Source organism: Flavobacterium frigidarium DSM 17623, assembly GCF_000425505.1.
Lineage (GTDB): Bacteria > Bacteroidota > Bacteroidia > Flavobacteriales > Flavobacteriaceae > Flavobacterium > Flavobacterium frigidarium.
Genome location: NZ_AUDO01000022.1, coordinates 1 through 26,153, shown reverse-complemented (window position 1 = coordinate 26,153; position 26,153 = coordinate 1). Strand labels below are relative to the sequence as shown.

21 protein-coding genes are annotated in these 26,153 nt (G+C 33.8%); 12 read left to right on the top strand and 9 right to left on the bottom strand.

Features of this window, described 5'->3' with window-relative positions; genetic code table 11:
* Together H603_RS0112055 and H603_RS0112050 are read right to left on the bottom strand one after the other, a co-directional pair.
* Complete coding sequence (locus H603_RS0112055) at positions 1-642, bottom strand: GLPGLI family protein (RefSeq protein ID WP_026708850.1); 642 nt, start codon at positions 640-642, stop codon at positions 1-3.
* Position 643: 1 nt separating this feature from the next.
* Entirely contained in the window at positions 644-1,414 is a 771-nt protein-coding gene (locus tag H603_RS0112050) for a GLPGLI family protein (protein ID WP_026708849.1), read from the bottom strand.
* Between the two features lie 497 nt (positions 1,415-1,911).
* Between H603_RS0112050 and tyrS the strand changes: the two genes are divergently transcribed.
* Positions 1,912-3,204 (top strand): tyrosine--tRNA ligase, encoded by a 1,293-nt coding sequence (gene tyrS, locus H603_RS0112045; RefSeq protein WP_026708848.1) that lies wholly within the window; start codon positions 1,912-1,914, stop codon positions 3,202-3,204.
* Between the two features lie 217 nt (positions 3,205-3,421).
* Here tyrS and H603_RS0112035 read toward each other — a convergent pair whose 3' ends face one another.
* From H603_RS0112035 to H603_RS0112020, 4 genes are all read right to left on the bottom strand, one after another.
* Complete coding sequence (locus H603_RS0112035) at positions 3,422-4,402, bottom strand: LuxE/PaaK family acyltransferase (protein ID WP_026708847.1); 981 nt, start codon at positions 4,400-4,402, stop codon at positions 3,422-3,424.
* Between the two features lie 120 nt (positions 4,403-4,522).
* Complete coding sequence (locus H603_RS0112030) at positions 4,523-4,861, bottom strand: T9SS type A sorting domain-containing protein (RefSeq protein ID WP_026708846.1); 339 nt, start codon at positions 4,859-4,861, stop codon at positions 4,523-4,525.
* A gap of 102 nt (positions 4,862-4,963) precedes the next feature.
* Positions 4,964-6,082 carry a hypothetical protein gene (locus tag H603_RS0112025; protein ID WP_026708845.1) on the bottom strand — a complete coding sequence of 373 codons (1,119 nt, stop codon included), beginning with the start codon at positions 6,080-6,082 and terminating at the stop codon, positions 4,964-4,966.
* 209 nt (positions 6,083-6,291) lie between these two features.
* Positions 6,292-9,051: a TonB-dependent receptor gene (locus H603_RS0112020; RefSeq protein ID WP_026708844.1), complete on the bottom strand. Its 2,760-nt coding sequence runs from the start codon at positions 9,049-9,051 to the stop codon at positions 6,292-6,294.
* Between the two features lie 222 nt (positions 9,052-9,273).
* Between H603_RS0112020 and H603_RS0112015 the strand changes: the two genes are divergently transcribed.
* Positions 9,274-9,957 (top strand): response regulator transcription factor, encoded by a 684-nt coding sequence (locus H603_RS0112015; protein ID WP_026708843.1) that lies wholly within the window; start codon positions 9,274-9,276, stop codon positions 9,955-9,957.
* Between the two features lie 35 nt (positions 9,958-9,992).
* Positions 9,993-11,051: a sensor histidine kinase gene (locus H603_RS0112010; RefSeq protein WP_026708842.1), complete on the top strand. Its 1,059-nt coding sequence runs from the start codon at positions 9,993-9,995 to the stop codon at positions 11,049-11,051.
* Positions 11,052-11,109: 58 nt separating this feature from the next.
* Here the strand turns inward: H603_RS0112010 and H603_RS0112005 are convergent, their stop codons facing one another.
* From H603_RS0112005 to H603_RS0111995, 3 genes are read right to left on the bottom strand one after another with little or no spacing between them, the layout of a single operon-like run.
* A complete protein-coding gene (locus H603_RS0112005; RefSeq protein WP_026708841.1) occupies positions 11,110-12,072 on the bottom strand; it encodes a sodium-dependent bicarbonate transport family permease in 963 nt (320 codons plus the stop codon).
* A gap of 21 nt (positions 12,073-12,093) precedes the next feature.
* A complete protein-coding gene (locus tag H603_RS0112000; protein ID WP_026708840.1) occupies positions 12,094-13,053 on the bottom strand; it encodes an L-threonylcarbamoyladenylate synthase in 960 nt (319 codons plus the stop codon).
* Between the two features lie 24 nt (positions 13,054-13,077).
* Positions 13,078-13,380: a hypothetical protein gene (locus H603_RS0111995; RefSeq protein ID WP_026708839.1), complete on the bottom strand. Its 303-nt coding sequence runs from the start codon at positions 13,378-13,380 to the stop codon at positions 13,078-13,080.
* 88 nt (positions 13,381-13,468) lie between these two features.
* Between H603_RS0111995 and H603_RS0111990 the strand changes: the two genes are divergently transcribed.
* The 9 genes from H603_RS0111990 to H603_RS16765 all read left to right on the top strand — a co-directional run.
* Positions 13,469-14,410, top strand: coding sequence for a LysR substrate-binding domain-containing protein (locus H603_RS0111990; protein WP_026708838.1), 942 nt, complete (start codon positions 13,469-13,471; stop codon positions 14,408-14,410).
* A gap of 207 nt (positions 14,411-14,617) precedes the next feature.
* Positions 14,618-15,913 (top strand): porin, encoded by a 1,296-nt coding sequence (locus H603_RS0111985; RefSeq protein ID WP_026708837.1) that lies wholly within the window; start codon positions 14,618-14,620, stop codon positions 15,911-15,913.
* Positions 15,914-16,174: 261 nt separating this feature from the next.
* Positions 16,175-17,392 (top strand): porin family protein, encoded by a 1,218-nt coding sequence (locus H603_RS0111980; protein WP_026708836.1) that lies wholly within the window; start codon positions 16,175-16,177, stop codon positions 17,390-17,392.
* 144 nt (positions 17,393-17,536) lie between these two features.
* The gene (locus H603_RS0111975) at positions 17,537-18,400 is read left to right on the top strand and encodes a PstS family phosphate ABC transporter substrate-binding protein (protein WP_026708835.1); all 864 of its coding nucleotides are present in this window, start codon (positions 17,537-17,539) and stop codon (positions 18,398-18,400) included.
* A gap of 197 nt (positions 18,401-18,597) precedes the next feature.
* Complete coding sequence (pstC, locus tag H603_RS0111970; RefSeq protein ID WP_035675965.1) at positions 18,598-19,806, top strand: phosphate ABC transporter permease subunit PstC; 1,209 nt, start codon at positions 18,598-18,600, stop codon at positions 19,804-19,806.
* A 1-nt stretch (position 19,807) separates the two neighbouring features.
* The gene (gene pstA, locus H603_RS0111965; protein ID WP_026708833.1) at positions 19,808-20,686 is read left to right on the top strand and encodes a phosphate ABC transporter permease PstA; all 879 of its coding nucleotides are present in this window, start codon (positions 19,808-19,810) and stop codon (positions 20,684-20,686) included.
* A 106-nt stretch (positions 20,687-20,792) separates the two neighbouring features.
* On the top strand, positions 20,793-21,545 hold the full coding sequence (pstB, locus tag H603_RS0111960) for a phosphate ABC transporter ATP-binding protein PstB (RefSeq protein ID WP_026708832.1): 753 nt from the start codon (positions 20,793-20,795) through the stop codon (positions 21,543-21,545).
* 58 nt (positions 21,546-21,603) lie between these two features.
* On the top strand, positions 21,604-22,272 hold the full coding sequence (phoU, locus tag H603_RS0111955) for a phosphate signaling complex protein PhoU (protein ID WP_026708831.1): 669 nt from the start codon (positions 21,604-21,606) through the stop codon (positions 22,270-22,272).
* A 294-nt stretch (positions 22,273-22,566) separates the two neighbouring features.
* Positions 22,567-26,153 (top strand): beta strand repeat-containing protein (locus H603_RS16765; protein ID WP_157510437.1); only part of this gene is annotated, 3,587 nt, incomplete at its 3' end.

The window sequence follows — 26,153 nt, the reverse complement described above, 5'->3', positions numbered from 1 at the left end:
TTATTTGAGAAAATTTTTAATTTTAGGTTGATTAAATTCAACTTTCGTAGCAACTCCCGAGCGCTTGTCAGTAGTATATTCTAGAATAACACCTTTAATAAAAGGTATTTTTTCAGGTGAACCACTTCCTTTTATTTCGGTTGTATAATATATGGAGATCGGTTTTCCTTCTAAGATTCCTTTTGCCTCGGAGCAATTATAGCCTAATATTTTCTTTTGTTTACCTGATTTTTTCCAAGTGATAGATGGTAATTTTTCACTCTGCAATTTCTTATCTACATACGATGCTATCGAGTTTTCCTTACTATTCTTTACGTATTTTTCTTCAGGAATCTTTATTTGAATAGAGGGCACCATATAATATTTTGTGGTACTTGTTGCGATCTTTTCAGATTCTTTATTGTCTATTGATTTTGATTTTATTTCATAGTAAACCAATTCATCTTCAATAGTCATGTAACTTAAGAAACGGATATTTTGAATGCGCTCCATTGTATGTTTTTTGACGACTTCAGGTGTATCACTTTCAAGTTGTTTGATATTTAAAGCTATGGCATTAGAAAACGTGATTTTGACATTAGATTGCGCATTTAGCAGTCCTAGACAAAGTAGTGAGAAAATAAAACTGTTTATACTCTTCATCTTATTTTATTATTACGCTATTCTTTACAATCCTTTTCCCATCTTCATCTACATAGTTTTTTGGTTTTCGTGATTCAGCCTTTGCTTGCAGATATTCGTCATTAGATAGTATAGGTATTTTGTTATCGAGGGGCTTGATTTCTAATTTTGAATCTGCATATTCAATTTTAGTGGCATAGATTACTCTGTATTTATTTTCGTATCTTAATATAAGACCGGGAATAGAAGAAGGTCCGTATGGTCCATCTGCGATTGCAATTTCCTTGGCATACCAATATTTAATGGTGTCGTTAGATTTTTTACTGACATAGTAGGCAAGATTACATTGGTAGGAGTCTATTTTTTTTGTAACTGTTGGATCAAACTCATAGATCGTATTGTCGAATGGGGACTGTCTATAATAACTCTTATTGTCTAATTTTACTTTTTTTGTGGTTGTATTCGTGTTGAAGTCGTTGTGTGTCCAGACTTCAGCTAGTTTCATATTTATTCCAAGGTTTCTTTCATCTGGATTGTTTTCCTGCATACTTGGAAAATTCAGTTTTTTAGTTTCACTCACTATAAGAGAAGCCTCACCATTATTGACCAAATTCAAAGTAATGGGCTGGGTCAATTGTTTTTTAGTATTTTCTCGAAAATCCTGCGGGATTTTTTCCCAATAGTTATCGGGGTAAATATTTTGTTGCTCATAAGTTACCTTGACACTCACTTGAGCATTTAGTAAACTTTGACTGGCAATTGTTAGAATTGCTGCGATTGTTTTTATATTCATTTTATTGAGTATTTGAAAGCATCTTGGAGTTGAATTTGTTATAATTGGCAGTTTTCTTCTTATTGTGTAATTCTAACACTATTCTAAAACACAAACTTCACCTTTCGTTTGCTTATTCTCTATAAATATGTTAAAATATAAATTAGATTACAAATTCACACAAGTTAATTTAACTTAGATTTAACAAGTTATTGGCTAATTAAACTTTGTTAGACATTTGATTATAGTCTACTTAAATTGAGAATTATTTGAACCTACGAAGCGTTATGATCGTTAATTAACTTTTGATTTACCTATTTAATAAATATGAGAAAAATATGTTTATAGCTGGCTACTGGATTGAATCAATCTGCTTTTTTTGCGTCGTAAATTATCTATTTAAGTATTCGCTTTCAGACTTTATTAAGCGTGAATTATTGTTTTTTTAGATAAAGCAGCCAAACAAATTAGTGAATCCACAATATATTTTATATTTGCATAAAATTATACGTACGAGAATGAAAAATTTTATTGAAGAAGTAACTTGGAGAGGAATGCTCCACGATGTTATGCCAGGCACAGAAGAACATTTGATGGAACAAATGCGTGTGGCATATGTGGGTATCGACCCAACTGCAGATTCATTGCATATAGGACATTTAGTTGGTGTTATGCTTTTAAAACACTTTCAAATTGCTGGTCACAAGCCATTGGCACTTGTAGGAGGAGCTACTGGAATGATTGGTGATCCATCAGGAAAGTCGAATGAGAGAAATTTATTAGACGAGGCTACACTAAGACATAATCAGGAGGCTATCAAGGCGCAATTGAGTCGGTTTTTAGATTTCACTTCAGATGCTCCCAATGCAGCTGAATTAGTGAATAATTACGACTGGATGAAAGAGATTTCGTTTTTAGATTTTATTCGTGATATCGGTAAGCACATTACTGTGAATTATATGATGTCTAAGGAATCTGTAAAAAAACGTTTGTCTTCTGATGCTGCTGAGGGAATGTCTTTTACTGAGTTTACCTATCAATTAGTTCAAGGATATGATTTCATGCACTTATACAAAGAGAAGAACTGTACCTTACAAATGGGAGGTTCTGACCAATGGGGAAATATTACAACAGGAACAGAGTTAGTAAGAAGAAAAGAAGGTGGAAAAGCATATGCTTTGACTTGTCCTCTAATCACTAAGGCAGACGGAACTAAATTTGGTAAATCAGAAGGTGGAAATATCTGGCTTGATGCCAAGCGTACGTCACCATATAAATTCTATCAATACTGGTTGAACACTTCTGATGTTGATGCTGAGAAATACATTAAAATATTTACATTTTTAAGTAAAGAAACGATAGCTGCTTTGATAGCAGAACATCAAGAAGCACCACATTTACGTATATTACAACGACGTTTAGCAGAAGAAGTGACGATCATGGCACACTCTGAACTAGATTTAGAAAATGCTATTAAAGCATCGAATATTCTTTTTGGGAATGCCACAGCTGATGATTTAAAACAATTAGATGAGGCAACTTTCTTAGAAGTTTTTGACGGAGTTCCTCAGGCTGAAATTGCTAGAAACGAAGTAGAAGCAGGAATCGAAATCATCACTGTTCTAAATGATAAAACAGGATTTTTTAAATCGAATGGAGAAGCAAGAAGAGCGTTGACTGCTAATTCAATTTCGGTGAATAGAGATAAAATCAAAGAGGATTTTGTGTTATCAACTAATGATTTGATCAACAACCAATTTGTATTGTTACAAAGTGGAAAGAAAAATTATTTTGTTGTGCGTGTAGTATAACTAGATGATATAATAGAATATAAAAAATGCCTCATTTTAATAAATGAGGCATTTTTAGTATAAGCGATTTTTTATGGTTCTTGAAATAATATAGAGGTGTTATTTAGTCCCGATAATAATGAAAATCCTCAAGTGCTGGTGTTCAGCTCTTGAGATTGTAATGTATAGCGGGGGAGATGGTCTTTTAAAAATTAAAGGTCTACTCCTAAAATGGTGATTACAAAACCATCAAATTACACCCACGTATATCAGAATTATCAAAACGTCCTAGAACCTCAAAAGAATTGTTGGCATATTTTTTACCTAAATCTTGGGTGGCAATAAAGGAGCACGAATTAATGTTAGCCAAATCAATCACATTGATTCCACCGGTTTTCCCCGTACCAATATAGCTTAGGGCGTCTTCGGTATCTCTTAATAAAATTTGGATCCAAGAAGGGCATTCGAATATTCCTTCACCTAGGGAGTAAGCTTGAGAAAGTAGTTCGGTCATTCCGTATTCTGAATGGATGGCTGTCACGCCAAAACCTGCGCATAATTGCTCGTGTAATTCCTCACGAATCATTTCTTTTCGCTTCCCTTTCATTCCGCCTGTCTCCATGATAATGGTATTCTTTAATTGGAATTTTTGTTTCTCAATTAAATCAAGCAGGGCATAAGTAACTCCAATCAAAATTACATTTTGGCCAGCGTTATCTAAGGCAATCAGGTTTTTTATAAGTTCGTCATGATTGTGTAAATAGAACCCACTTTCAGGGCGGTTAGATAGCTTAATTAAATCTTCAACCATGTAGATTAAAGACGAGCCGTCGCGCTCCAAATAAGAGGGCAAGAGAGCTAGTACAACATAATCTTCGATGTTTCCATAAAAGTCGGCAAAACCCTTGCGGTAGCTTTCCTCATATATTGAAACATTGGTCACTAAATGTTTACTAGTAATCATTCCTGTGGTCCCACTACTAGAAAAAGTTGCTTGAACGGGATCGTTATTAGAAACGACCTCGTGACTCTTGAAAAACTGAATGGGTAAAAATGGGATTTGTTGTATACTTTTTACACGCCCAACATCAGTGTTTAATAATTTGCAAAAGTTATTATAGACTTTATTGTTCTCATACTGGTGCCTGAAAACTTTTAAGGCTATTTTTTCAAATTGTTTCTGACTGGAAATAGTGAAGATGTCTGTGGGAGTAATCAAAACTTTTTTTTGCAAAGGTATTAATTTTTCGAACTTGTTGTTGGTTAATTTCGGCTTAGGCTAATATGAAAAAAGCCCCTAAATAATAGGGGCTCTGTTGTTATAGTGTATGAAATGTCTTTACCTTATAATTAATTTTCTAGTTGCTGTGGCATTCATTTCATTGATTTTAATAATATAGATGCCTGGGCTTAGTGCACTTACATTTAATTCACGACCATTAATCGTGGCCTGCATAACCATCTTGCCTAACAAGTCAAATATTATTATTTCCTTATTCGTATCGTTTTTTGTGGCAATATAGACTTTGCCATTAGTCACAGGATTAGGGTACACATTTAAGCCTTCTATTACAGCGGCCTGTTGTGTTCTAGGTTGGATTTTGCCCTCTTGAGCATTGCTGCTTAGCGTCCAGAAAAAAACCAATAAAAAGAATTTATAAAAGTATTTTTGTGCCATCAGCATATTTTTTGATAAGTAAATATACAAAAAACAAATACTATACCAAAAAAAAACACCCTTCGTTTAATAGGGTGTTTAATTATCAGTTATAGATTTTAATTATTTAGTCCAGTCTGCCCAAGTAGGTAAGTTTGCACCTGCACCTGCACCAGTTTGAGTAGTAACGTAAAATGATGTAAGATTGTTAGCTGTTACAAAGTTTAAGCCATTTACTTTAAATTCTCCTGCTGCAATTCTTGCAGTTGCACCTGAATTAGCGTCTAGTTTAGCAAATACATCGATTCCGTCAACAAATAAGTTAGTGTAAGTTTGTTTCCCACCACCTTCTTTAAAGTTGATTGCTTTTTCTGAAGCTGTAAATTTAGTAGCTGTTCCTTTTACAATTGAGATGTTAGATAATTTAGCATCAGTCATTGGTAAAGCTATGTCGTTCTGACCATTGTTTGAACCTTCAATTCCTCCAAACGAAATACCGCTGATATAAACATTGCTGATTGTTCCAATGTATCCATCTGCGAAATCTAATGAATCATCATAAGAGTTAATTAATACAAGGTTAGTTGCATTTACTGCACCTCCAAAAAATTCAACTGCATCATCTCCACTTTCAAAAGTATAAATGTTAGAAACTTCCGTTCCTCTACCTACTCCAAAGAAAGATACTCCGTTGTATTCTTTACTATCGCTAAATTTAGATCCAGTGTAAGAAATTTTTAAGTAGTTGATTTTTCCAGAATTATCGTCATTATTATTACCACCGTATAATAATCCACCTACTTCAGATGTTCCGTTATCTCCAGTGTTTACTTTTGCGTCACCACAGATAATTAATCCACCCCAGTTTCCTTCAGTAGGAGTTGCTTTACCTGATGTCATTACTACTGGTTTAGTAGAAGTACCGTTTACGAAAATTTTTGCACCTCTTTCTACAGCGATGAAAATTGTTTTTGCTTTTTCTCCGTCAGCTGTTGGGTCAGATTTGATTGTTGTTCCTGCAGGAATTATTAATGAAGCACCAGATCTTACGATTAACCCTCCAGTTAATGTGTATGTTTTTGTTGCGTCAAGAGTTACCGTTTCGTTATTTGTAATATCACCTTTTAAATCATCTACTTTCAAATCAAATGAAGTTGATGGAGTTACTTCTGGGCTATCACTCGTACAGCTTGTAAATGCAATAGTCACTACTGATAAAATTGCTAAAATTGATTTTTTCATTTTTTCTTTAATTTTGTTTATGTTTTTTGACACCACAAAGAAAGGTGATTACTGTTTTTATCAAGTTAAGCGATTATTACTTTGCTGTTAAGGATTGTAATTAATTCAAAGGTTTGATTAACATTAAATTTACACCAAATTCTAATAAATAAGAAGAGGCAGTTGAATTGCTTCAACTGCCTCTTCTTGTATTCTTTTTTAAGTTTTTATTAGAACTTATAAGTTAGTGATAAGCTTAAGTTAGAACCTATTTTATAAGAGCTAGCTAGTACGTCAGCTGTTTTAATTAAAGGAGCATTACTTTGATCTGTGAATCTTTGATAAACCGGATTTAAAATGTTTTTATATGATAATCCTAAGTTTAATTTTTTAGAAAGATTTGATTTTATAATCAAGTCTAATCTACCTACAGATTTATCAATAAGATTTCCTCTTTCTGAAGTTCCTATTACTGCTAGTTTATCAGAAACGTGTGCATAGGTAACAGTTGCTGTAATGTCTTTATCATTGTTAAACTCTTTGTTAAATGATACATCTGCATTTGCTAAAAAATCAGCTGCTCCAGAAAGCTTAGAATTTTTATAAGTAAAGTTGGCACCAAAACCATTTTCGCTTAAAACTTTTGCATTACTTAAGTCCATATTTTGATACATGTAAGAACCATTAAATCCAAAACTTAATTTTTCTTTCAAATTATTTACATCTGAAGTTGTGTAAATATTCTTTCTTAATTCTAATTCTATTCCTGTTACCACTGCATTATCTCCTGTATTTGCCCAAGTAATATTACCTGAAGAAGAGTTAGTGTACATTTCATTAATAGGGTTTTGTATTAATTTACCAAAAGCAGTAACCGATAGGATCTCATCATTTGAAGGGTATAATTCCCAACTTAAATCAGCGTTATAATTAGTAGATGCATACAGCTTGTCGTTTCCCTCATAACTTTGTCCTACTTCCTGGAATAGAATTTTTACCTTCTCTTTAAATTGTGGTAAAGTATAAGTATTACTAGCTGCAAATTTTAAATTTTGTTTGTCATTCAACTTGTATTTTGCGATGATACTAGGTAAAAACTTTACAGGAGCATAAGTTGAACCAATTCCGTCAGGAGCATCTAAACTGATATAGTAAACATATTGTTCAATTTGCTCAAATCTACCACCCAACAATACAGATAATTTATCGCTAAAATTATATAATGCATTTCCATATACAGAGTGAATATTTAAATGTCCATTATAAAATTGAGACAATTTACTTGAACTATCACCTGCAGCTAAATCAAAATTGGTGCTATTTAAATATTGATCGGTGTTATTAAATTCGTCTTTTGAAAAAAGTGTCTTATTTGTTTCTGGAAAAAAAGAATATTGTTGTGAATCAAAATCAACTGTTTTCATTTTACCCGAGTAACCAAGAGTTACTTTACCTTTAAAAGTATCTTCGTCTACTTTATCAAAATTATACGAACCTGAAATATTTGCTGACCATTCTTTTTCAGTCAAACCTTGGTAATAACGGTGATTATTTATACTTGAATTTTTGAAAAAAGTATAATCTGTTGATCCATCACTTGAAGGAACAAAAGTATTTTGCATACGGTCTGGAATAGTGTTGTCTAATATGCTGTATCCAAGACTCCAATTTGCTGTAATCCTTTCGTTGTATTTGTGCTTTCCTAATAATTGGTTTACAATTAATTGTGTTTTATCGAAAGTTCCACGTTTTATAAATCCAATTTGGTCTAATCCCGAAAATTCAATGTTGAATCCTTCATACTCACTATAATCTTGTGTAGTAGAGTTCAAAAATAAAGTAGTGAATAATATAGAATTGTTTCTGTTGATTTTGTAATCAGCTGTACCCATTATAGTAGAGTTGGTATTGAACTGATATGATTTTCTAAACAAATCAGTATTGGCCGCACCTTGTGCTGTAATGGTTGTTCTGTAAATTCCCTCACTGTATCTGTTTTCAGCATCGAATCCAGCAGTAACAAAGGCGCTGATAGAACTGTTAGCACCTACGTCGAATTTTTTACCTGCAGATAACGAGATATTATTATTTAAAGTGTTCTTTCTTTCTTGTCTATCCCAACTATTGCTATAATTGTATGGTAACAAAGGATTATTTGGTGCACTAATTTTGTTAAAACCAAAGTAAGAAGGGCCATCTTGCAAATAGAAATTATCAAGTTTAGCTACGTTTGTGTTTGTGCCTAAACCTAGACCTACTTGAATGAAAGGTGAACCAGTCATTTTCTTTGATACGATATCCACATTTGCTCCGGCAAAATCAGCATAATTTTGAGATTCAAAAGTTTTACTAATTCCCACAGATTCTACAATATCTGTCGAAAAGATATCCAATAAAATATTTTTGTTTTTAGGGTTGTTTGATGGCAGTGGTAAACCGTTTAAAGTAGTAACATTGTAACGGTCTCCTAAACCTCTCACAAAAACACTTCCTGATCCTTCTTGTCTAGATACCCCACTTACTTTAGTAACAGCCGAAGCTACATCACTAACCCCTTTTCTTGATAACTCTTGAGCACCAATCGATTGCTTGATCTCAACAGCATTTTTTTGGTCCAGTAATAAAGCAGTTTCTTTTTGTCTGTTGGTGTTTGTTGTAATTACTACATCTTCAAGTTTATAACCTGATGAGCCTAATGCTTGATTGTAAGTAGTAGTTTCCCCCGCCTTTACTGTTACTGGGACTTCAATAGATTCGTATCCTATAAAACTAAACTGTAATGTGTAATTTCCAGCAGGAGCGTTAAAGCTATATTTTCCATCAATATCTGTTGTTGCATTAATTGGCGTACCTTTAAGTAAAACATTTGCAAACGGCAGTGTTTCATTATTAGAATCCTTATCAGTAATGGTTCCTGTTAAAGTACCTTTAGTTTGTGCAAAGCTTAGCGTACTGATAAAAAGTGTTAAAATGAATAGTTTAAGTTTCATAGTGTTGTTTAATTTTTTGCAAAGTAAGGGTGGTATTGTAAAGTTTGTGTTATTGGGTCATTACCATTTTGTTTTCTTAATATTAACAAAAGGTTACCATATTAAATTACGATGAAGGCTGTTTTTTTGCAATCTAAATAGTACTATATTTACATTCGAAATTAACTCCATCGGAAAGCTATTGCGACTACAACTGATGCGAAAAACACTATTTTGCAAGAAATGAAAAAGAAACACACTAAAATCTTACTTGTTGATGATGAGCCAGATATCTTAGAAATCGTAGGATACAACTTAAATCAAGAAGGCTACCAAATTTTTACTGCCACTAACGGTAAAGAAGCTATTGCTAAAGCTAAAAAAGAATTGCCAGACCTAATCATCATGGATGTCATGATGCCAGAAATGGACGGAATGGAAGCTTGTGAAAACATTAGAAAAATTCCAGAACTAGCTAATGTTATTATAACATTCCTAACTGCTAGAAGCGAAGATTACTCTCAAGTAGCTGGTTTTGATGCAGGGGCAGATGATTATATCACTAAACCAATAAAACCAAAATTATTAGTTAGTAAGGTAAAAGCTTTATTAAGAAGATTAAAAGAACAAGAGCAAAATAGTGAAACACTTAATGTAGGCGGAATCGAAATTAATAGAGAAGAATATAAAATCGTTCAGGATGGTGTAGAGATTGCATTACCAAGAAAAGAATTTGAATTATTCTACTTATTAGCTTCAAAACCTGGAAAAGTGTTTAAACGCGACGAAATTCTAGATAAAGTTTGGGGTAATGAAGTTGTTGTGGGCGGAAGAACAATCGATGTACACATTAGAAAATTACGTGAAAAAATAGGTGAAGATTTATTTAAAACAATAAAAGGAGTGGGTTATAAGTTTGAAGTTTAATACCACTCAACACTACTGTTAACACAATGCCATAAATGAAATTAAATTTTAAAAAAACATACAAGTTTGCTGTGAAATCAGCATTATATATTAGTGTGTTTTCTACCTTATTTGTCGTTTTACTAGCTACTACAATTTTTAATTATACACCTCAAAAACTTATGGTCTTTGGGGTTATTTTTATTTTCACTATTTACCTTTTTTCATTTATCGTAATTCAATATCGGGTAGAGCATTTTATTTATCGAAGGGTAAAAAAAATATACGATGATGTTTCTCTATTAGAGTCTAGCACGTTTATAAATCAGCCCATCACTACTGATATGGAAACGCTAACTAGAGAGGTGAAGAAATTTGCCACTGATAAAAAGTTAGAAATAGAAATGCTCCAAGTAAGGGAAGAATATAGAAGAGAATTTTTAGGTAATGTTTCTCATGAATTAAAAACGCCTTTGTTTACTGTTCAAGGGTATGTGTCTACCTTGTTAGATGGCGCAATGGATGACAAAGCTATTCGGAAAAAATATTTAAAACGTGCCGAAAAAGGGGTGGAGCGACTTATTTATATTGTTGAAGACTTAGATATGATAACCAAACTTGAAGTAGGTGACTTGAATTTAGAATACTCTAATTTTGATATTGTCGAGTTAATTCAAAATGTGTTTGACCTACTCGAAATGAAGGCTGATAAAAAGAAAATTACTTTAGCATTCGAAAATTATCATATTCAGCCCAATTACGTTCATGCTGATAAAGATAGAATCCAGCAAATTATTGAAAACTTAATCGTAAATTCGATAAAATACGGTAAATCAAAAGGTACTACCGAAGTGGCTGTTGTAAACCTAACCAAAGAAAAAGTGCTTATTAGAATTAGTGACAATGGAGAAGGGATAGAAAAACAAAACATACCTAGGCTTTTTGAACGTTTTTACAGAGTTAATAAAAGCGGATCAAGATCTGAAGGTGGTTCTGGTCTAGGATTAGCCATTGTGAAACATATCATTGAGGCGCACAAAGAAAAAATATACGTCGAAAGTGAATTCGGTGTAGGTTCTGAATTCTCCTTCACACTGGAGAAGGAAGTCGTTTAATTAAATTATCTAAAAGGTTGTTTCTAATTTCAGAAACAACCTTTTTTGATTTATAAAATTAACTACATAGAATTACCGAAAGATATATTGGCATTCCAAAAGTGATATTAAAAGGGAAAGTTATTGCTAATGCCATGGGTAAAAAGATACCGGGATTGGCTTTTGGCACTGCAATTTTCATGGCGGCAGGAACAGCAATGTAAGAGGCACTTGCTGCTAATACTGCAAATATAAATCGGTTTCCTATGTCATCAGTTATGAGGTAGGAAAGATACGCAACAATGACTCCATTTATCAGCGGAATAATGATTGCAAAAACAAAACTAAACCATCCACTTTTAAAAAAATCATTTAGTTTTTGACCACTAACAATTCCCATGTCAAGTAAAAAAATAGCCAAGAATCCTTTGAACATATCGGTTGTAAAAGGTTTAATCCCTAAGGCTTGCTGGTCACTAGCTAGCAAACCAATAATTAAACTCCCCGTGATTAGTAAGACACTTCCGTTAGTAAAGGAATGCTTAATAAGCGAACTAATTCTAGTAGTATTTGATCCATTCTTGTTATATAATCTAATTAAAATTACGCCTACAATAATTGCGGGAGCTTCCATCAATGCCATGACAGCGACCATGTGGCCGCTAAAAGTGTAATTTTGCATTTCTAGGAAAGTGATGGCAGTTACAAAGGTCACGGCACTTACTGAACCGTAAGCAGCTGCAATGGCTCCAGAGTTTTCGATACTAAAATGTTTTTTAAGAATAAAAAAACTGTAGAACGGAATAATAACTGCGATAAAGATCCCGAATAAGACTGACCAAATAATGTCCATCGTAAAATCACTATGCGCTAATTCTTGTCCTCCTTTAAAACCGATAGAGAAAAGTAGGTAGAGCGAAATAAACTTTGAGGAATTTTTTGGGATTGCTAAGTCGCTTTTTAAACGAACCGCGATGATCCCCAATAAGAAAAATAATAAAGCAGGGTTGGTAATGTTTTCAAGTAATAAGTCGAAGTTCATTTTAAGTTTTTTAAAATAGATTTATTTTTTTGTAGCGCGTTCTAATCGGTCATTGATTGTTCGTCCTAAATTATGGTCTGGGAACTTCTCTGCGATAATCAAGTCGAGATCTAGTTGGTCTAATTCGTGTAAGGCATTGTATAAAAGTGTTGCGGCTTCCGCCAAATTACCGTTGGGAGACAAGACCTTTTGTGCGACTATAGACTCGTGTTCAAATCGATTTTTGAAGGTTAGTAAACCTACTCTCTTAGTTGTATTTGTATGTGTGCTTTCTAAAATATTATCGCTTTGTATTATTGTCGTTCTTGGCGCATAATGTTTCGATAGCATTCCTGGTGCTGTGGGTGCAGCTTCAGATTGTGTTTTTATTAGCAAAGGGCCAATCACGTTTTCAATCGCTTCGATAGTAATGGAACCCAAACGGTACAACACAGCCTGATTATTTTCAAAACCAATGATGGTAGATTCGATACCGTTACTGCATTCACCACCTTCTAATATGGTGAGAGGAGATGCAGTAAAATAATTGGCTACATGCGCTGCTTTTGTGGGACTAATAGATCCAAAAGGATTTGCACTAGGAGCTGCTAGCGGAAATTCTAATTGTTCTAAAAGGGATAATGTTACCGGATGATTAGGTACTCGAACAGCTACAGTACTTTTGCCTGCGGTTACTAAATCGGGAATATGGGTTTGCTTTTTTAAGACTAAAGTAAGTGGTCCAGGCCAGAAGGTAGCTGCTAGCAATTGTGCTTGTGCAGGAATATTAGTAGCAACTAAGTTTAAGTCCTCAACTGACTTAATGTGTACGATAAGCGGGTTATAAAAGGGTCTCTGTTTTAACTCGAAAATCTTTTTTAAAGCAATTTCATTATAAGCATTTCCTGCAAGTCCGTACACAGTTTCAGTAGGGATGGCGGCAATTTCGTTTTGTTGTAAGAGTGCAGCAACATCTTGAAATGAAGAGCTGATTAAAGCCATTTTTATTTTTTTGATTGAATTATTTTATTTATTTATTGCAAGCTCCTTTACTGGTACAAGGGTAATTTGTATACTTCCTTCGATTTTAAATTGCATGTTGTTTGTAGTGGCAACCAAGTCGGTAATTTGTTCAGAAGCATTTGTTAGTGTTGCTACACGTTGCTTAGCATGAGATGTTTTGTCGTTAAATCGTACTTCGTTACTAAAGTGCTCCAATTGATGAAAATTGATTTTACTATTGATTAATCCTAGTAAGATTTTTTTAGCTTCTAGTGGCGCAAATTCTCCTTCTACTAATTGGAATGTTAATCCTTTTTCTGTTTTCATGTTTTTGTTTTTTTAATTGGTGCAAATGTAGAACGGCTCATCCATTTGTTTTTATTTATATTTGTAATGAAATCCATAAAATATTTTTATGAACTATACGTTGCATCAGTTGTATGTTTTTTTAAAAGTAGCTCAAAATAAGAGTATTACTAAGGCAGCTGTAGAGTTGCATCTTACGCAACCAGCTGTTTCTATCCAGCTACGCAATTTTCAGGATCAATTTGAATTTCCATTGACGGAGGTAATTGGTCGAAAATTGTACATCACTGATTTTGGTGAGGAAATAGCCATTGCTGCCGAAAAGGTATTGAGCGAGGTAGAGGCTATTAATTACAAAACACTTGCGTACAAGGGAGAGCTTAGCGGACGCTTAAAAATCTCAATTGTTTCTACAGGTAAATACGTAATGCCTTATTTCTTGTCGGATTTTTTGAAGCAGCATCCAGGTGTCGATTTGATTTTAGATGTAACTAATAAGAAACAAGTACTAGAGAGTTTAGAACACAATGAAGTCGATTTTTCGCTGGTTTCGGTTTTACCTGATGCAATCCAAATAGAAAAAGTAGAGCTGTTGCCCAATGCTTTATATATGATGGTCAACGCGAGTCAAACTTTCGATAAAAAAAAATATGATGTTTCCTTATTAGAAGAGTTGGCAGTTATTTATCGTGAAGAAGGTTCTGGAACGCGATATATTATGGAAAAATTTATAGAAAACAACAATCTAAAAGTGCCTAATAAAGTAGAACTTACTGGAAATGAAGCTGTAAAACAAGCAGTTTTGGCAGGTTTAGGTTGTTCGATTATGCCACTGATAGGAGCTAAAAACGAATTGAATAATGGTAGTTTGCAAATTATTCCTGTAAAAGGACTCCCTATAAAGTCTAATTGGAATCTAATTTGGCTAAAAGGAAAGAAATTTTCGCCTGTTGCCAATGCTTATTTGCAATTCATTCAAAATGAAAAAGAGCGCATTATAGCCGATTCTTTTCAATGGATTAAAGAAAAAGTTAACAACGGAATGAAATAGTTGAAATAAAATTCTGATTCAGCGGCATATTATAGAATTTGCCACCTACTGTAATTCGTGGGAATAAGCTATTTTTTGTACGTTATTTTTTGGTATTTAATGCATTAAAAAAATGTAAAAATAAAGTTAATTCTTTAATGATTCGCTAACGTTAGCTTAACACTGCAATAGCATCTTTGCCAAAAAAATAAAGAACCCATTTTGCTCATGAAAAAACTTTTATTTGCCTTATTTATTCTAGGTGCCGGAGCACTGCAGGCGCAAGATCTCAACAAGGATGCTATTTCTAAAGAAGTCGTTCGTGTTCTAGATTCTATCAATAAACTAAAGGCAGCGGAAGAAAATGCAAAGCCCAAGAAAGATACCCAATGGTATGATAAAATTAGCATTAGAGGGTATGCTCAAGTACGCTATAATGGTTTGCTGTCTACTAATGATAAGGTTTCTTGTGAGCAATGTGATAAATCATGGGGTACAACTGCAACTGCTGACGATGCAAAATCAAATAATGGTTTTTTTATAAGACGAGCACGTATCGTTTTCTCAGGCCAGATTACGCCGAATGTCTATTTTTACATTCAACCAGATTTAGCAAGTTCACCAGGATCAGGCGTTAATAATTTTCTGCAACTAAGAGATGCTTATTTTGATTTGTCTTTCGATAAAAAAAAGGAATTTAGAGTAAGAATAGGGCAAAGTAAAGTGCCATACGGATTTGAAAATATGCAATCAAGTCAAAATCGCTTAACGCTGGATCGTAACGATGCATTGAATAGTGCTGTTGCAAATGAGCGTGATTTAGGTGCGTTTTTCTATTGGGCTCCAAGCGAAATAAGAGAACGTTTTGCGATGCTCGTAAAAGAGGGCTATAAGGGATCAGGAGATTATGGTGTTTTTGCTTTTGGTGCTTACAATGGTCAAACATCTAACAAATCAGAAGGGAATAGAAATTTACATGTTGTAACAAGAGTAAGTTATCCATTTGTTATTGGGAACCAAATTATCGAACCCGGGATTCAAGCGTATACAGGTAAATGGGCTTTTGGTAGTGAAATATCGACTGGAGTTACAGTTGATAATAAACAAAATACCTTAGATCAGCGCGTAGCGGCTTCTTTTATTTTGTATCCAAAACCATTTGGGATTCAAACGGAGTACAATATTGGTAAAGGACCTCGTTATAATAAAATAACAAACTCAGTAGATGTGTCTCATTTAGAAGGAGGTTATGTCACTCTAAATTACAAATGGGATTTGCCAAAAAATCAATTGTTATATCCGTTTGCTAAATTTCAATATTATGATGGTGGAAAGAAATTTGAAAAGGATGCTAGAAGTTATGTAGTGAGAGATTATGAACTTGGTTTAGAATGGCAGCCACTAAAGGCATTTGAATTAACAGCCACTTGGGTAATTGCTGATAGAACTTTTGAGGATAGCGCATTACAAAACAACAGGCAGCAAGGAAATTTATTACGATTGCAAGCGCAGTTTAATTTTTAAAAATTAGTATTAATAATTTAGAGAACTCCAAGTACTATTTAGAATAGTGTTTGGAGTTTTTTTTTGTCTAAAATTTAACGAATTATTCCATATAACTGAGGCGCGATTAAAAAGTGGTTATTATTCATCTGTCTCTATGTTAAGTAGTTAAGTGTTTTTATTGGTCTTAGCTTATTGTTATGGTAACGTTGTCTTAATACGAAAAGCATTTGTTAACATTAATTTTGCACCGCAATAACACAACAATAACGAAAAATTAAAATGAAGAAATTTTTATTAACTATCGTGCTTATGTTTACGCTAGTAACGTCAGCTCAAGAGAATAAAATTGAAGCAAAAGAAGCTATTAAAAAAACAGGATTGTCACAATATCTTAACTCTAGTAAAAAATTAGGCTTTACAGAAAAAGACAGTCTATTTCAGGTGAATATTGGATTTAGAGTTCAAAGTAGAATAGGGTATGGTAAGGAAGATGGAGAATCTGCAATTGTAGAGGGAGAGATTAGAAGAATGCGATTAAAGCTAGATGGTTTTGTTTATAATCCAAGATTTGGATATAAGGTAGAATTGGGTTTTTCGGCTAGAGATATTGGGACGGTAGTTGTAGGTAACAGTGGTAATGTTATTCTTGATGGAGTTCTTTTTTATAAGGCTACACCAAATTTGACTATTGGTTTTGGTCAAACAAAATTGCCGGGAAACAACCAGCGTGTGATTTCGTCAAACTCATTAGAACTTACAGATAGAAGTATCAATAACTCTAAGTTTAATATTGATCGTGATTTTGGAATATTCTTAGATTATTCGAAACAAAATCCGAATCGTTTTTCATACGCATTAAAAGGGGCAGTGTCTAAAGGAGAGGGTAGAAACTGGGTAAAGACTAAAGATGATGGTATTGCATTGACGGGTAAAGTAGAGCTCTTTCCTCTAGGCTCATTTACAAAAAACGGATCAAACTTTGAAGCCGACTTGATGAGAGAGAAAACGGTAAAGTGGATGATTTCGGGAGCTTTTAGTCAAAATAATAATGCATTAAGATCGCAAGGGCAATTAGGGAGTAGCCTGTATGAAGCGAGAACATTACAATCGCTGTTTTTTGATACCATGTTAAAGTATAAAGGTTGGGCTGCAACGGGAGCATATATGTCTAGAATGGCTGATGACCCTATAACGGTTAGCACTACAGATGTTACAAAGATTCAAGCTGTGTTTGTAGGACATGGATATGATGCGCAATTGAGTTATTTGTTTCCTTCAAATTATCAAATTATAGGGAGGTTTTCTACTCAAAAAGTAGACAAAGACATTGAAACAATAAGTCCTAATACAGATGAATATACTCTTGGACTGTCTAAGTATATCTTTGGACATAAAATCAAACTTCAAGGAGAATTTACGTATGACAATATAAAAAATTATTTAGGGGAGACTAGTAATAATTGGTATGCTCGTTTTCAAGTCGAAATTGGGATTTAATAATTTTATCTACGTTCGAAGGAAAGAGCTTGAATGGCCAAATAGTAAAAATTGAATAATAGTAGCTTAACGCAGGCTTAACATTGCGATGGTACTTTTGTAAAAAATAAGGATAAAAAATAACAAAAAAATAAAATGAAAAAAATGAACAAAACTAAATTATTTTTAATGCTACCATTAATTGGTATGTTAAGTTGTGGTAAAGCAAAAACAGAGGATCAAGGAAATGAGACTTCATCAGCAGCTACGTCTGTAACTATCAAGGGTAGTGATACGGTTTTACCATTAGCACAAAAAGAGGCTGAAGATTTGATGAAAGGAAACAAAGAGATTAGTATTACTGTAGTAGGAGGTGGATCAGGTGTAGGGCTAACAGCCTTGATTGATGGAACTACTGATATTGCAATGGCTTCAAGAGATATGAAAACGGAAGAGAAATTAAAATTCTCTGAAATGAATAAAGAAATCGAAGAGGTAATTATAGCTTATGATGCGTTAACAGTTATTGTTAATCCAGCAAACAAAGTTTCTAAATTAACACGTGAGCAATTAGAAAAAATCTTTACAGGTCAAATTACAAACTGGAAAGAAGTAGGTGGAGAAGATGGAAAAATTGTAGCGTATTCAAGAGAGTCATCTTCTGGAACCTATGAGTTCTTTAAAGATGAGGTTTTAGATAAAAAAAACTATGCATCTAACATTTTGAGTTTACCTGCAACAGGAGCTATTGTTCAAGCTGTGGGACAAACTAAAGGAGCTATTGGATACATAGGTTTGGCTTATGAAACTAAAGAAGTTAAGCAATTAGCAGTTTCTTATGATGAAGGGAAAACTTTTATTGAGCCATCTGTAGCAAGTGCAAAAGATAAAACGTATCCAATTTCAAGACCTTTGTTTTACATGTTTGATAAAACAAATGCTGCTAAAGTAAAAACTGTTGTTGATTTTGCTTTGTCAGATGAAGGGCAAAAAATCGTTTCAGAGATAGGATATGTTCCATTAAAGTAATGAATAAAGGTTACTATTATAATTCTAAAAGGCTGTCTACAAAGGCGGCCTTTTTTTGTTACAAGAAAGCGAGTTTCATGCTATTTCTAGAGGTGAAATTCAACTTTTATTTACATTAAGTTAACATAAGGTTAACGCTGTATGAACATTGAGGGACGATCCCTAACGTAATTTTGCTAAAAATAAAAAACACTGATTTGAAAACAAATTTTAAACAGATTAAGGAAAAAATTATCGAAACCATTTTAATGCTAAGCAGTGCCGCTACTAGTATTACCGTTGTTTTAATTGTGTTTTTTCTCTTCGTTGAAGGTGCAGGAGTTTTTAATAAGAAACCCATAGATGATGGTTTTTTATTAGCGGTTTCGGCTGAGAATACCGTACATAAATTACAGCCTTCTCAAATAAAAGATATTTATGATCAAAAGATCACCAACTGGAAAGAATTAGGAGGTAAGGATCAAGCTATTGTTTTATTTAGAGCAGGTGATATTACAGATTATTATACTGAAGAAGAATTGGGTGAGAACTTTGAGTTTTTTCCAGATAAGATTAATGAATTGGTTGCTAAGACACCAGGAATAATAGCTTTTTTCTCAGATAAATATAAAGCCAAGGATTTTACAGGAAGAGAATTAGATATCGATAAAATAAAGGTTTCTGAATTTTTAACTGGAGAAGAGTGGTTTCCAACCGCTCAGCCTATTGCTCAAATGGGAGTGAAGCCTTTGATTTATGGTACATTATGGGTTAGTTTTGGTGCTATTTTATTAGCATTGCCAATTGGATTAGCTGCGGCAATTTATCTAAGCGAAATTGCAAAAAAACGCACAAGAAGTATCTTAAAGCCCATTATTGAATTATTAGCAGGAATTCCATCTGTAGTTTATGGATTCTTTGGGTTGGTTATCATTGTTCCTCTTATTCAAAGTACCTTTAACTTACCAGTAGGGGAAACAGGATTAGCAGGAAGTGTGGTTTTGGCAATTATGGCTTTACCTACAATTATCACTATTTCTGAAGATGCTATGCGCAATACCCCACGAGCGATGAAGGAAGCAAGTTTAGCTCTTGGCGCAAGTCAGTGGCAAACAATTTATAAGGTGGTAATGCCTTATTCTGCATCAGGGATCACTGCTGGGGCTATATTAGGAATTGGTAGAGCAATTGGAGAAACAATGGCTGTATTAATGGTAACTGGTAATGCCGCAGTAATACCAACAACGCTATTAGAACCTGTTCGAACAATCCCAGCTACAATTGCAGCTGAGTTAGGGGAAGCACCCAATGGAGGTTTACATTACGAAGCATTATTTGCTTTAGGTTGTATTTTGTTTATTATAACCTTTGGGATTAATATGCTTGTTGAGGTAGTTACTAATAGAAAATCGCATAAAAAACATTAAGATGAGTGCAGAAATAAAATTAGCAAAAAAGAAAAAAAGAAGTCAAAATATTGCTTTTGGACTATTTACACTTACTAGTTATGCTATTGTAGCACTATTGTTTGTAATCCTAGCTTTTATTGTAATTAAAGGAATAGGAGTAATAAGTTGGGAATTTATATCTGAAATGCCTAAAAACGGAATGACAGAGGGCGGTATTTTTCCAGCAATTGTGGGTACATTGTGTTTAGTTCTAGTGAGCATGGTGTTTGCTTTTCCAGTAGGAGTATTAGCGGCAATATACATGAATGAATATGTTAAAGATGGAATACTTAAAAAGATCATCAAGCAAATGACAAACAATTTAGCGGGAGTTCCTTCTATAGTTTTTGGATTGTTTGGAATGTCATTGTTCGTCAATAAAATGGGTTTTGGTGATTCTATTTTGGCGGGTGGACTAACATTAGGATTATTAGTTTTACCCATTGTAATTAGAACTACAGAAGAATCTTTAAAGGCAGTTGATGATACTTTTAGACAAGCAAGTTTAGGACTAGGAGCTAGTAAGTGGGAAACCACTAGCAAAGTAGTTTTCCCGATAGCTTTTCCTAATGTAATAACGGGTTTGATTCTCTCAATAGGTAGAGTTTCCGGGGAAACAGCGCCAATCTTATTTACAGTAGCGGCCTATTTCTTGCCTAAATTACCAACATCAATTTTTGATCAAGCCATGGCTTTACCTTACCACTTATATGTAATTTCGACTAGTGGAACAAATATCGAAGCATCTAGAGCGATGGCATACGGAACAGCATTAGTATTGATAATTATTGTTTTAATTTCGAACCTATTAGCAAATGCTCTTCGTAAATACTACGGTAAGAAAGTAAAAATGAACTAATGCACTTTATGATCGCTAGGTCACTTTCGCAAAAAGTAAAAAAAAACATTTTAGTTGCTATAGCCAAATATAACTGCTAATTTTAAATCAAATTAAAGAGAATAACATGCTTAAAATAGAATCTAAAAACGTCAATTTTAATTACGGTGACTTTCAAGCGCTTCACGATATTTCGATTTCGATGAAAGAAAATACAGTTACTGCATTAATTGGTCCTTCTGGTTGTGGTAAATCAACCTATCTTCGTTTGTTAAATAGAATGAATGATTTGATTGATAATACACATATGAACGGAACCATTTTAATTGATGGTCAAGATATTTATGATAAAAATACCAACGTAGACAGTTTGCGTAAGAACGTGGGTATGGTATTTCAAAAACCGAATCCATTTCCAAAAACTATTTTCGAAAACGTAGCCTATGGATTGCGAGTTAATGGTGTTACAGATAAAAAAGAAATTGAAGAGCGCGTGATTACTTCTATTGAACAAGTAGCACTTTGGGATGAGGTTAAAGACAAGCTTAAAAAATCAGCTTTTGAATTGTCAGGAGGACAACAACAGCGTTTATGTATCGCGAGAGCTTTAGCTATTCAACCTTCTATATTGTTAATGGATGAGCCTACATCAGCTCTAGATCCTATTTCGACATCAAAAGTAGAAGAGCTTATTTATGAGTTAAAGAACAAATACACAATTGTGATTGTAACGCACAATATGCAGCAAGCTGGTCGTGTGAGTGATAATACAGCTTTTTTCTATATGGGTAAATTAATCGAATATGATAAAACTAAAACGATATTTACCAAACCTACGATTAAGCAAACGGAAGATTACATAACAGGAAGATTTGGTTAGGACATATTTTGATTTGACATCAATTTCATCTAACTTTAATCTTTAAATCGTTTATAAAATGGCATCACACTTAGAAACTGAGCTCGGAAAGCTCAAAAATATTATTATAAAAATAGGAACTTTAGCTGAATCACAGGTTCATGAAGCGATCAAGTCCCTACTTTCAGAGCCCACTTCTGAAACAAAAGAATTGAAGAAAACAGAAAGTAAAATTGACAAACTAGATTTAAAAATCGATGATATTTGTCAGAGCGTTTTTGCTTTACAACAACCTGTTGCTTCAGATCTTAGATTCATCATGTCAGCAATGCAAATCAGCAACGAAATTGAGCGCATTGGTGATTTGTCAATTAGTATCGTTAAGCTGACTAAGAGTATCAAGGAAAAGCACGAATTAATTGGTAGATTTCAAGTAGAAGCTATTGCTCGCGAGGTAGAGCAAATTACTACGATAACTAATCTATGTTTCGAAAATTTAGATGAGTCATTAATTGAGACTATCTTTAAATTAAATACGTCAATTAAAGATAAAAGTAGCGATGCAACCGATAATATTGTTATCGAAATGAAAAATCATTCTAAGACGGTTGTTTCTGGTACCCATCTAATTTTAGCGTTAAAGCATCTCGATCGCATCTCTGATCATTGTACTAATATAGCAGAGTCTGTGTATTTCATGATTAATGCTAAGACAATTAAACACGAAAAATTTACTGATAAAAAGTAATTATTTATCTTTTAAATATTTTATAGAACCCTTTCACTATTTTAGTGAAAGGGTTTTTTTATTGTGGAAAACGATGTTTATTAATCGTTATGAAAAGGTTATTCATCGAAACTTAAGTTGGAGACGAATGCGTATAATGTAATTTAGTAATGATTATCAAATTTATTATTTTAAGTATATATATATGTCGCTATTTCTCCATTTAGATTTAAATACTTACTAAAATATCACTAAATTTTTGGTAATTATTTCATAATTTTTACTAAATTTACTACAGCCCTAAATAATATTACCATGAAAAAAACTACTTTAAAAACATTTTCATTTTTAAATTCTAGTAATTTTATAAAATTCATAGCATTATTGTTACTTGTGTTTTCCACTTCAATAATGAAAGCCAAAGTCATTTATACCACTAATTCACCGAATGATACTATGGTTTCTAATCCAATTTCTATTGGAGAAAAAAGCTATATTAATAATAAAAAATTAAATTATTTTACTGTTACTACAGTTGATTTGAACGGAGCAGCTGCAGGTGTAAATCACAATGTTAACATAAATGCTGTGAATACTTTATACCGCACTGTTAGAACTGATGTTAATATTGTCACTTCTACTGGATTTTTAACTAGTGCGAGAATAATATTTTCCACCAATAGTACAGGGTTTCCTAGAAGTGTTCCTGATACTAATGAATTTGTTCGATTTTTGACTAGTACGGGTAATAATGCTGGAACTTATGAAATAAATACACCTGCCACAGACATAAATGTTACATATGGGAGTAATAATTTTACAATATCACATGTTTCTGCTGGGGTATTTGAAATAACAGATCAGCTTGGTGTCTTAATAGAAGAAGCTAATCTAGAGGCACTTTTGTACAATACACTATATGCCCATTCAGGAAATACTACCGATGGATTACGATATATGATTGTAGAGGCATCAGATTCAACTAATACCTTATCAGCTTACACAAGTCTTAACGTAAGTCCTTTTCCAATTGCGGTTGACGATGTTAATACTGTTTTAGGAAATGCAATAATTCCAGTTTCGGGCAATTTTTTAACCAATGATACAGATGGAACAGCTGGTGAAGTTTTGTCTCTTACTAAAGTATTTGGTTTGTCAACCGCTATTGGTACTTCACTAAGTACAACTTATGGAACAATTACGGCTCAAAGCAATGGGAATTACAGTTATTTAGTAGATGTTAATAATGCTGCGGTAAATGGGCTTAAATCTGGCGCCAGTATAACAGATGTTATTTCTTACGAAGTCACTGACGTAGCGGGCAATATCGATTTTGGATATTTAACCATTACCATAACCGGGGTTGATGAACCACCGGTTGCTACTGATAATTTAAAAACAATAACTTTAGGTATTGATAATGTTACAAATGGTAATGTGATATTTGATGACGATGGTTTTGGTGTGGATAAAGCCGATCGGCCTTTGGCGCAACTAATATGGGAAAATGAATTTACTAACGGGGAAACAATTGATGGTAAATCAAAGTTAGTCAACGGTGTGAATGTTTCATTTGTAAAAAGTGACCCCGGTAATGTAGGAACAGCTTCAAATCAAATAGTTACTTATGGTACAAATGGAGGCCATACGGGATATTTATTATTCAGTTCAGACCCCTCAATTAATCCAGCTCCAGATAATACTTTAACCATAAATTTTGATAAACCTGTAACAAGCTTGTTTTTTACAATCTCAGACATTGATTACTCTCAAGGTACAACCTGGCAAGATCAAATGCGTGTAAGAGGAACTTATTATGGTGATAACGTAAACTATGATTATAAAGCTAATGGTTCTGTAAATGTAATAGGCAATGATACTTTTTATGGGACAGGTTCAGTACCTGCTAATGACGCTCACGGTAATGTTAGTTTTTATTTTAGAACACCTGTGACACAAGTTGTTTTAGATTATAATTATGGGCCTCAGATTACTGATGCTGATCCAGCTAACCAAATTGCTGGATTGACAGATTTAAATTGGCAAGACAGTGATGTCCCAAGAATATATGAAGTCAATGGAGTAACAGCAAATGTAGGTGCTAAAATTGTTACTACTTATGGTTATATAACTGTGAATGGAGATGGTACCTATAGTTATGAAGTAGATTTGACTAACCCTACGGTAGCTGCATTAATTGGAAGCAATACGTTGACCGATGTAATACCTTATACTTTAATTGATTCAAAAGATAATACAGGAAATGTAGCTAATGCAAATTTAAGAATTGTAATAAATGGAGCTAGTGATGTAGATAATGATGGAATAGCTGATTATATGGATCTTGATAATGACAATGATGGAATCCTAGATGATGTTGAGTGTCCTCCAATACCTTTTACGGGGTCAAATGGAGATGCTTGGTCGTCATTTTCAGGTTCAGGGAATCTATTAGATGTCCAGATTGGAGATGTTTTACTTAAAACTAATTATTTCACTGATCCTTTTACAGGTTTAAAATATAATTTAAGAGCAGAGATAATTGATATTAAAAAAGGAGTATCGTCTCCAGCTAAGGTAGAATTTGGTAATAATGCTTACTTGTTAGTTAATGGAGTGCCTTCAAACGAAGAATACTTTGAAATCTCTTTATCTCTGGTAGAGTCTGTAACAGGTGTAGCAAGGCAATTTCGTCAGATAGATATGACTTTGTTTGATTTAGATAACGCTACACAGAGTGGTGGAGGATATACAGATATAGGTGGTTTTGATAGTGCTGGTACTATCATCAATGTTGGTTCAAAAGTATCGCCTTATACACTTGCAAATGGTAGTGTAATATATGGTTTGACTAACTATAATATAGGAGATAATGGAGATCCATCTGATCTTCCAGAATATGGAGTTACAGCCAAATATACAAATGTAAGTACCATAACCATTAAGCATGGTGTGTTTGGTACTGCTAGCAATGCAGGTAGAAGAGGAGGAGTGTTCCTACTTAATATTTCGGCTTGTGAAGATACTGATGGTGATGGTACATTTGATTATTTAGATAGTGACTCAGATAACGACGGTTGTAATGATGCAGTTGAAGCTGGTCACATTGATGCAGATAACAACGGTACTGTAGATGGAACTGGTTTTGATTCAGATGGAAAAGTGACTGGAGCTGTGACTGCATATACAGGGACAAACTCTAAAGTGACTACTGCCACTAAAGTCGAAATAACTACTCAGCCAAGTAGCAAATCAACTCGTGTTGGAGGTGATGCAATCTTCACGGTTGCTGCTTCAGCAGTGAATACAAATACATTTGCTGCAGGAACTCCCGATTACACATTACCTACTCCGGGAACAGAAACTTCTGGAACTACTGTTTATCAATGGCAAGAAGATTCAGGATCAGGTTTTGTTAGTATTATAGACGGAGGAATATATGGAGGTGCTACAACTGCAACATTAACTCTAACAGCTGTTACAGCAAATATTAATGGATATAAGTATCAAGTTATTGTTACCCAACCAGATAATATTTGTACTAATATAATTTCTTCGGCAGGGGTTTTAACTCTCATCGATGCGCAAGACGATAACGCGTATCCAACTCAAACACCAAGTACAACAGTAGCTACTACAGTTGGAACGGTTACAGATAATGATACATTAAATGGAGAGCCAGTTACAGCAGCGAATACAGATGTAACGCCAATCACCACTGGACCACTTAGTATAGATTCAGAAGGGGTATTGACTTTAGCGCCAAATACGGTATCAGGAACATACAGTATTGTATACCAATTATGCGAAGTAGGAGCCAATCCAGCGAATTGTGATTTAGCCACTGCTACAGTTGTAGTCTTGAATCCAATTGATGCGCAGGACGATAACGCGTATCCAAC

Bases quoted from the DNA above. Each gene is read 5' to 3' on its own strand.
- phoU (WP_026708831.1), top strand. From the start codon at position 21,604: ATGGCATCACACTTAGAAACTGAGCTCGGAAAGCTCAAAAATATTATT.
- H603_RS0112055 (WP_026708850.1), bottom strand. From the start codon at position 642: ATGAAGAGTATAAACAGTTTTATTTTCTCACTACTTTGTCTAGGACTG.
- H603_RS0111980 (WP_026708836.1), top strand. From the start codon at position 16,175: ATGAAGAAATTTTTATTAACTATCGTGCTTATGTTTACGCTAGTAACG.
- H603_RS0112050 (WP_026708849.1), bottom strand. From the start codon at position 1,414: ATGAATATAAAAACAATCGCAGCAATTCTAACAATTGCCAGTCAAAGT.
- H603_RS0112025 (WP_026708845.1), bottom strand. From the start codon at position 6,082: ATGAAAAAATCAATTTTAGCAATTTTATCAGTAGTGACTATTGCATTT.
- pstB (WP_026708832.1), top strand. From the start codon at position 20,793: ATGCTTAAAATAGAATCTAAAAACGTCAATTTTAATTACGGTGACTTT.
- H603_RS0111975 (WP_026708835.1), top strand. From the start codon at position 17,537: ATGAACAAAACTAAATTATTTTTAATGCTACCATTAATTGGTATGTTA.
- tyrS (WP_026708848.1), top strand. From the start codon at position 1,912: ATGAAAAATTTTATTGAAGAAGTAACTTGGAGAGGAATGCTCCACGAT.
- H603_RS0111985 (WP_026708837.1), top strand. From the start codon at position 14,618: ATGAAAAAACTTTTATTTGCCTTATTTATTCTAGGTGCCGGAGCACTG.
- H603_RS0112005 (WP_026708841.1), bottom strand. From the start codon at position 12,072: ATGAACTTCGACTTATTACTTGAAAACATTACCAACCCTGCTTTATTA.
- H603_RS0112010 (WP_026708842.1), top strand. From the start codon at position 9,993: ATGAAATTAAATTTTAAAAAAACATACAAGTTTGCTGTGAAATCAGCA.
- pstA (WP_026708833.1), top strand. From the start codon at position 19,808: ATGAGTGCAGAAATAAAATTAGCAAAAAAGAAAAAAAGAAGTCAAAAT.
- H603_RS0111990 (WP_026708838.1), top strand. From the start codon at position 13,469: ATGAACTATACGTTGCATCAGTTGTATGTTTTTTTAAAAGTAGCTCAA.
- H603_RS0112015 (WP_026708843.1), top strand. From the start codon at position 9,274: ATGAAAAAGAAACACACTAAAATCTTACTTGTTGATGATGAGCCAGAT.
- H603_RS0112000 (WP_026708840.1), bottom strand. From the start codon at position 13,053: ATGGCTTTAATCAGCTCTTCATTTCAAGATGTTGCTGCACTCTTACAA.
- H603_RS0111995 (WP_026708839.1), bottom strand. From the start codon at position 13,380: ATGAAAACAGAAAAAGGATTAACATTCCAATTAGTAGAAGGAGAATTT.
- H603_RS0112030 (WP_026708846.1), bottom strand. From the start codon at position 4,861: ATGGCACAAAAATACTTTTATAAATTCTTTTTATTGGTTTTTTTCTGG.
- H603_RS0112020 (WP_026708844.1), bottom strand. From the start codon at position 9,051: ATGAAACTTAAACTATTCATTTTAACACTTTTTATCAGTACGCTAAGC.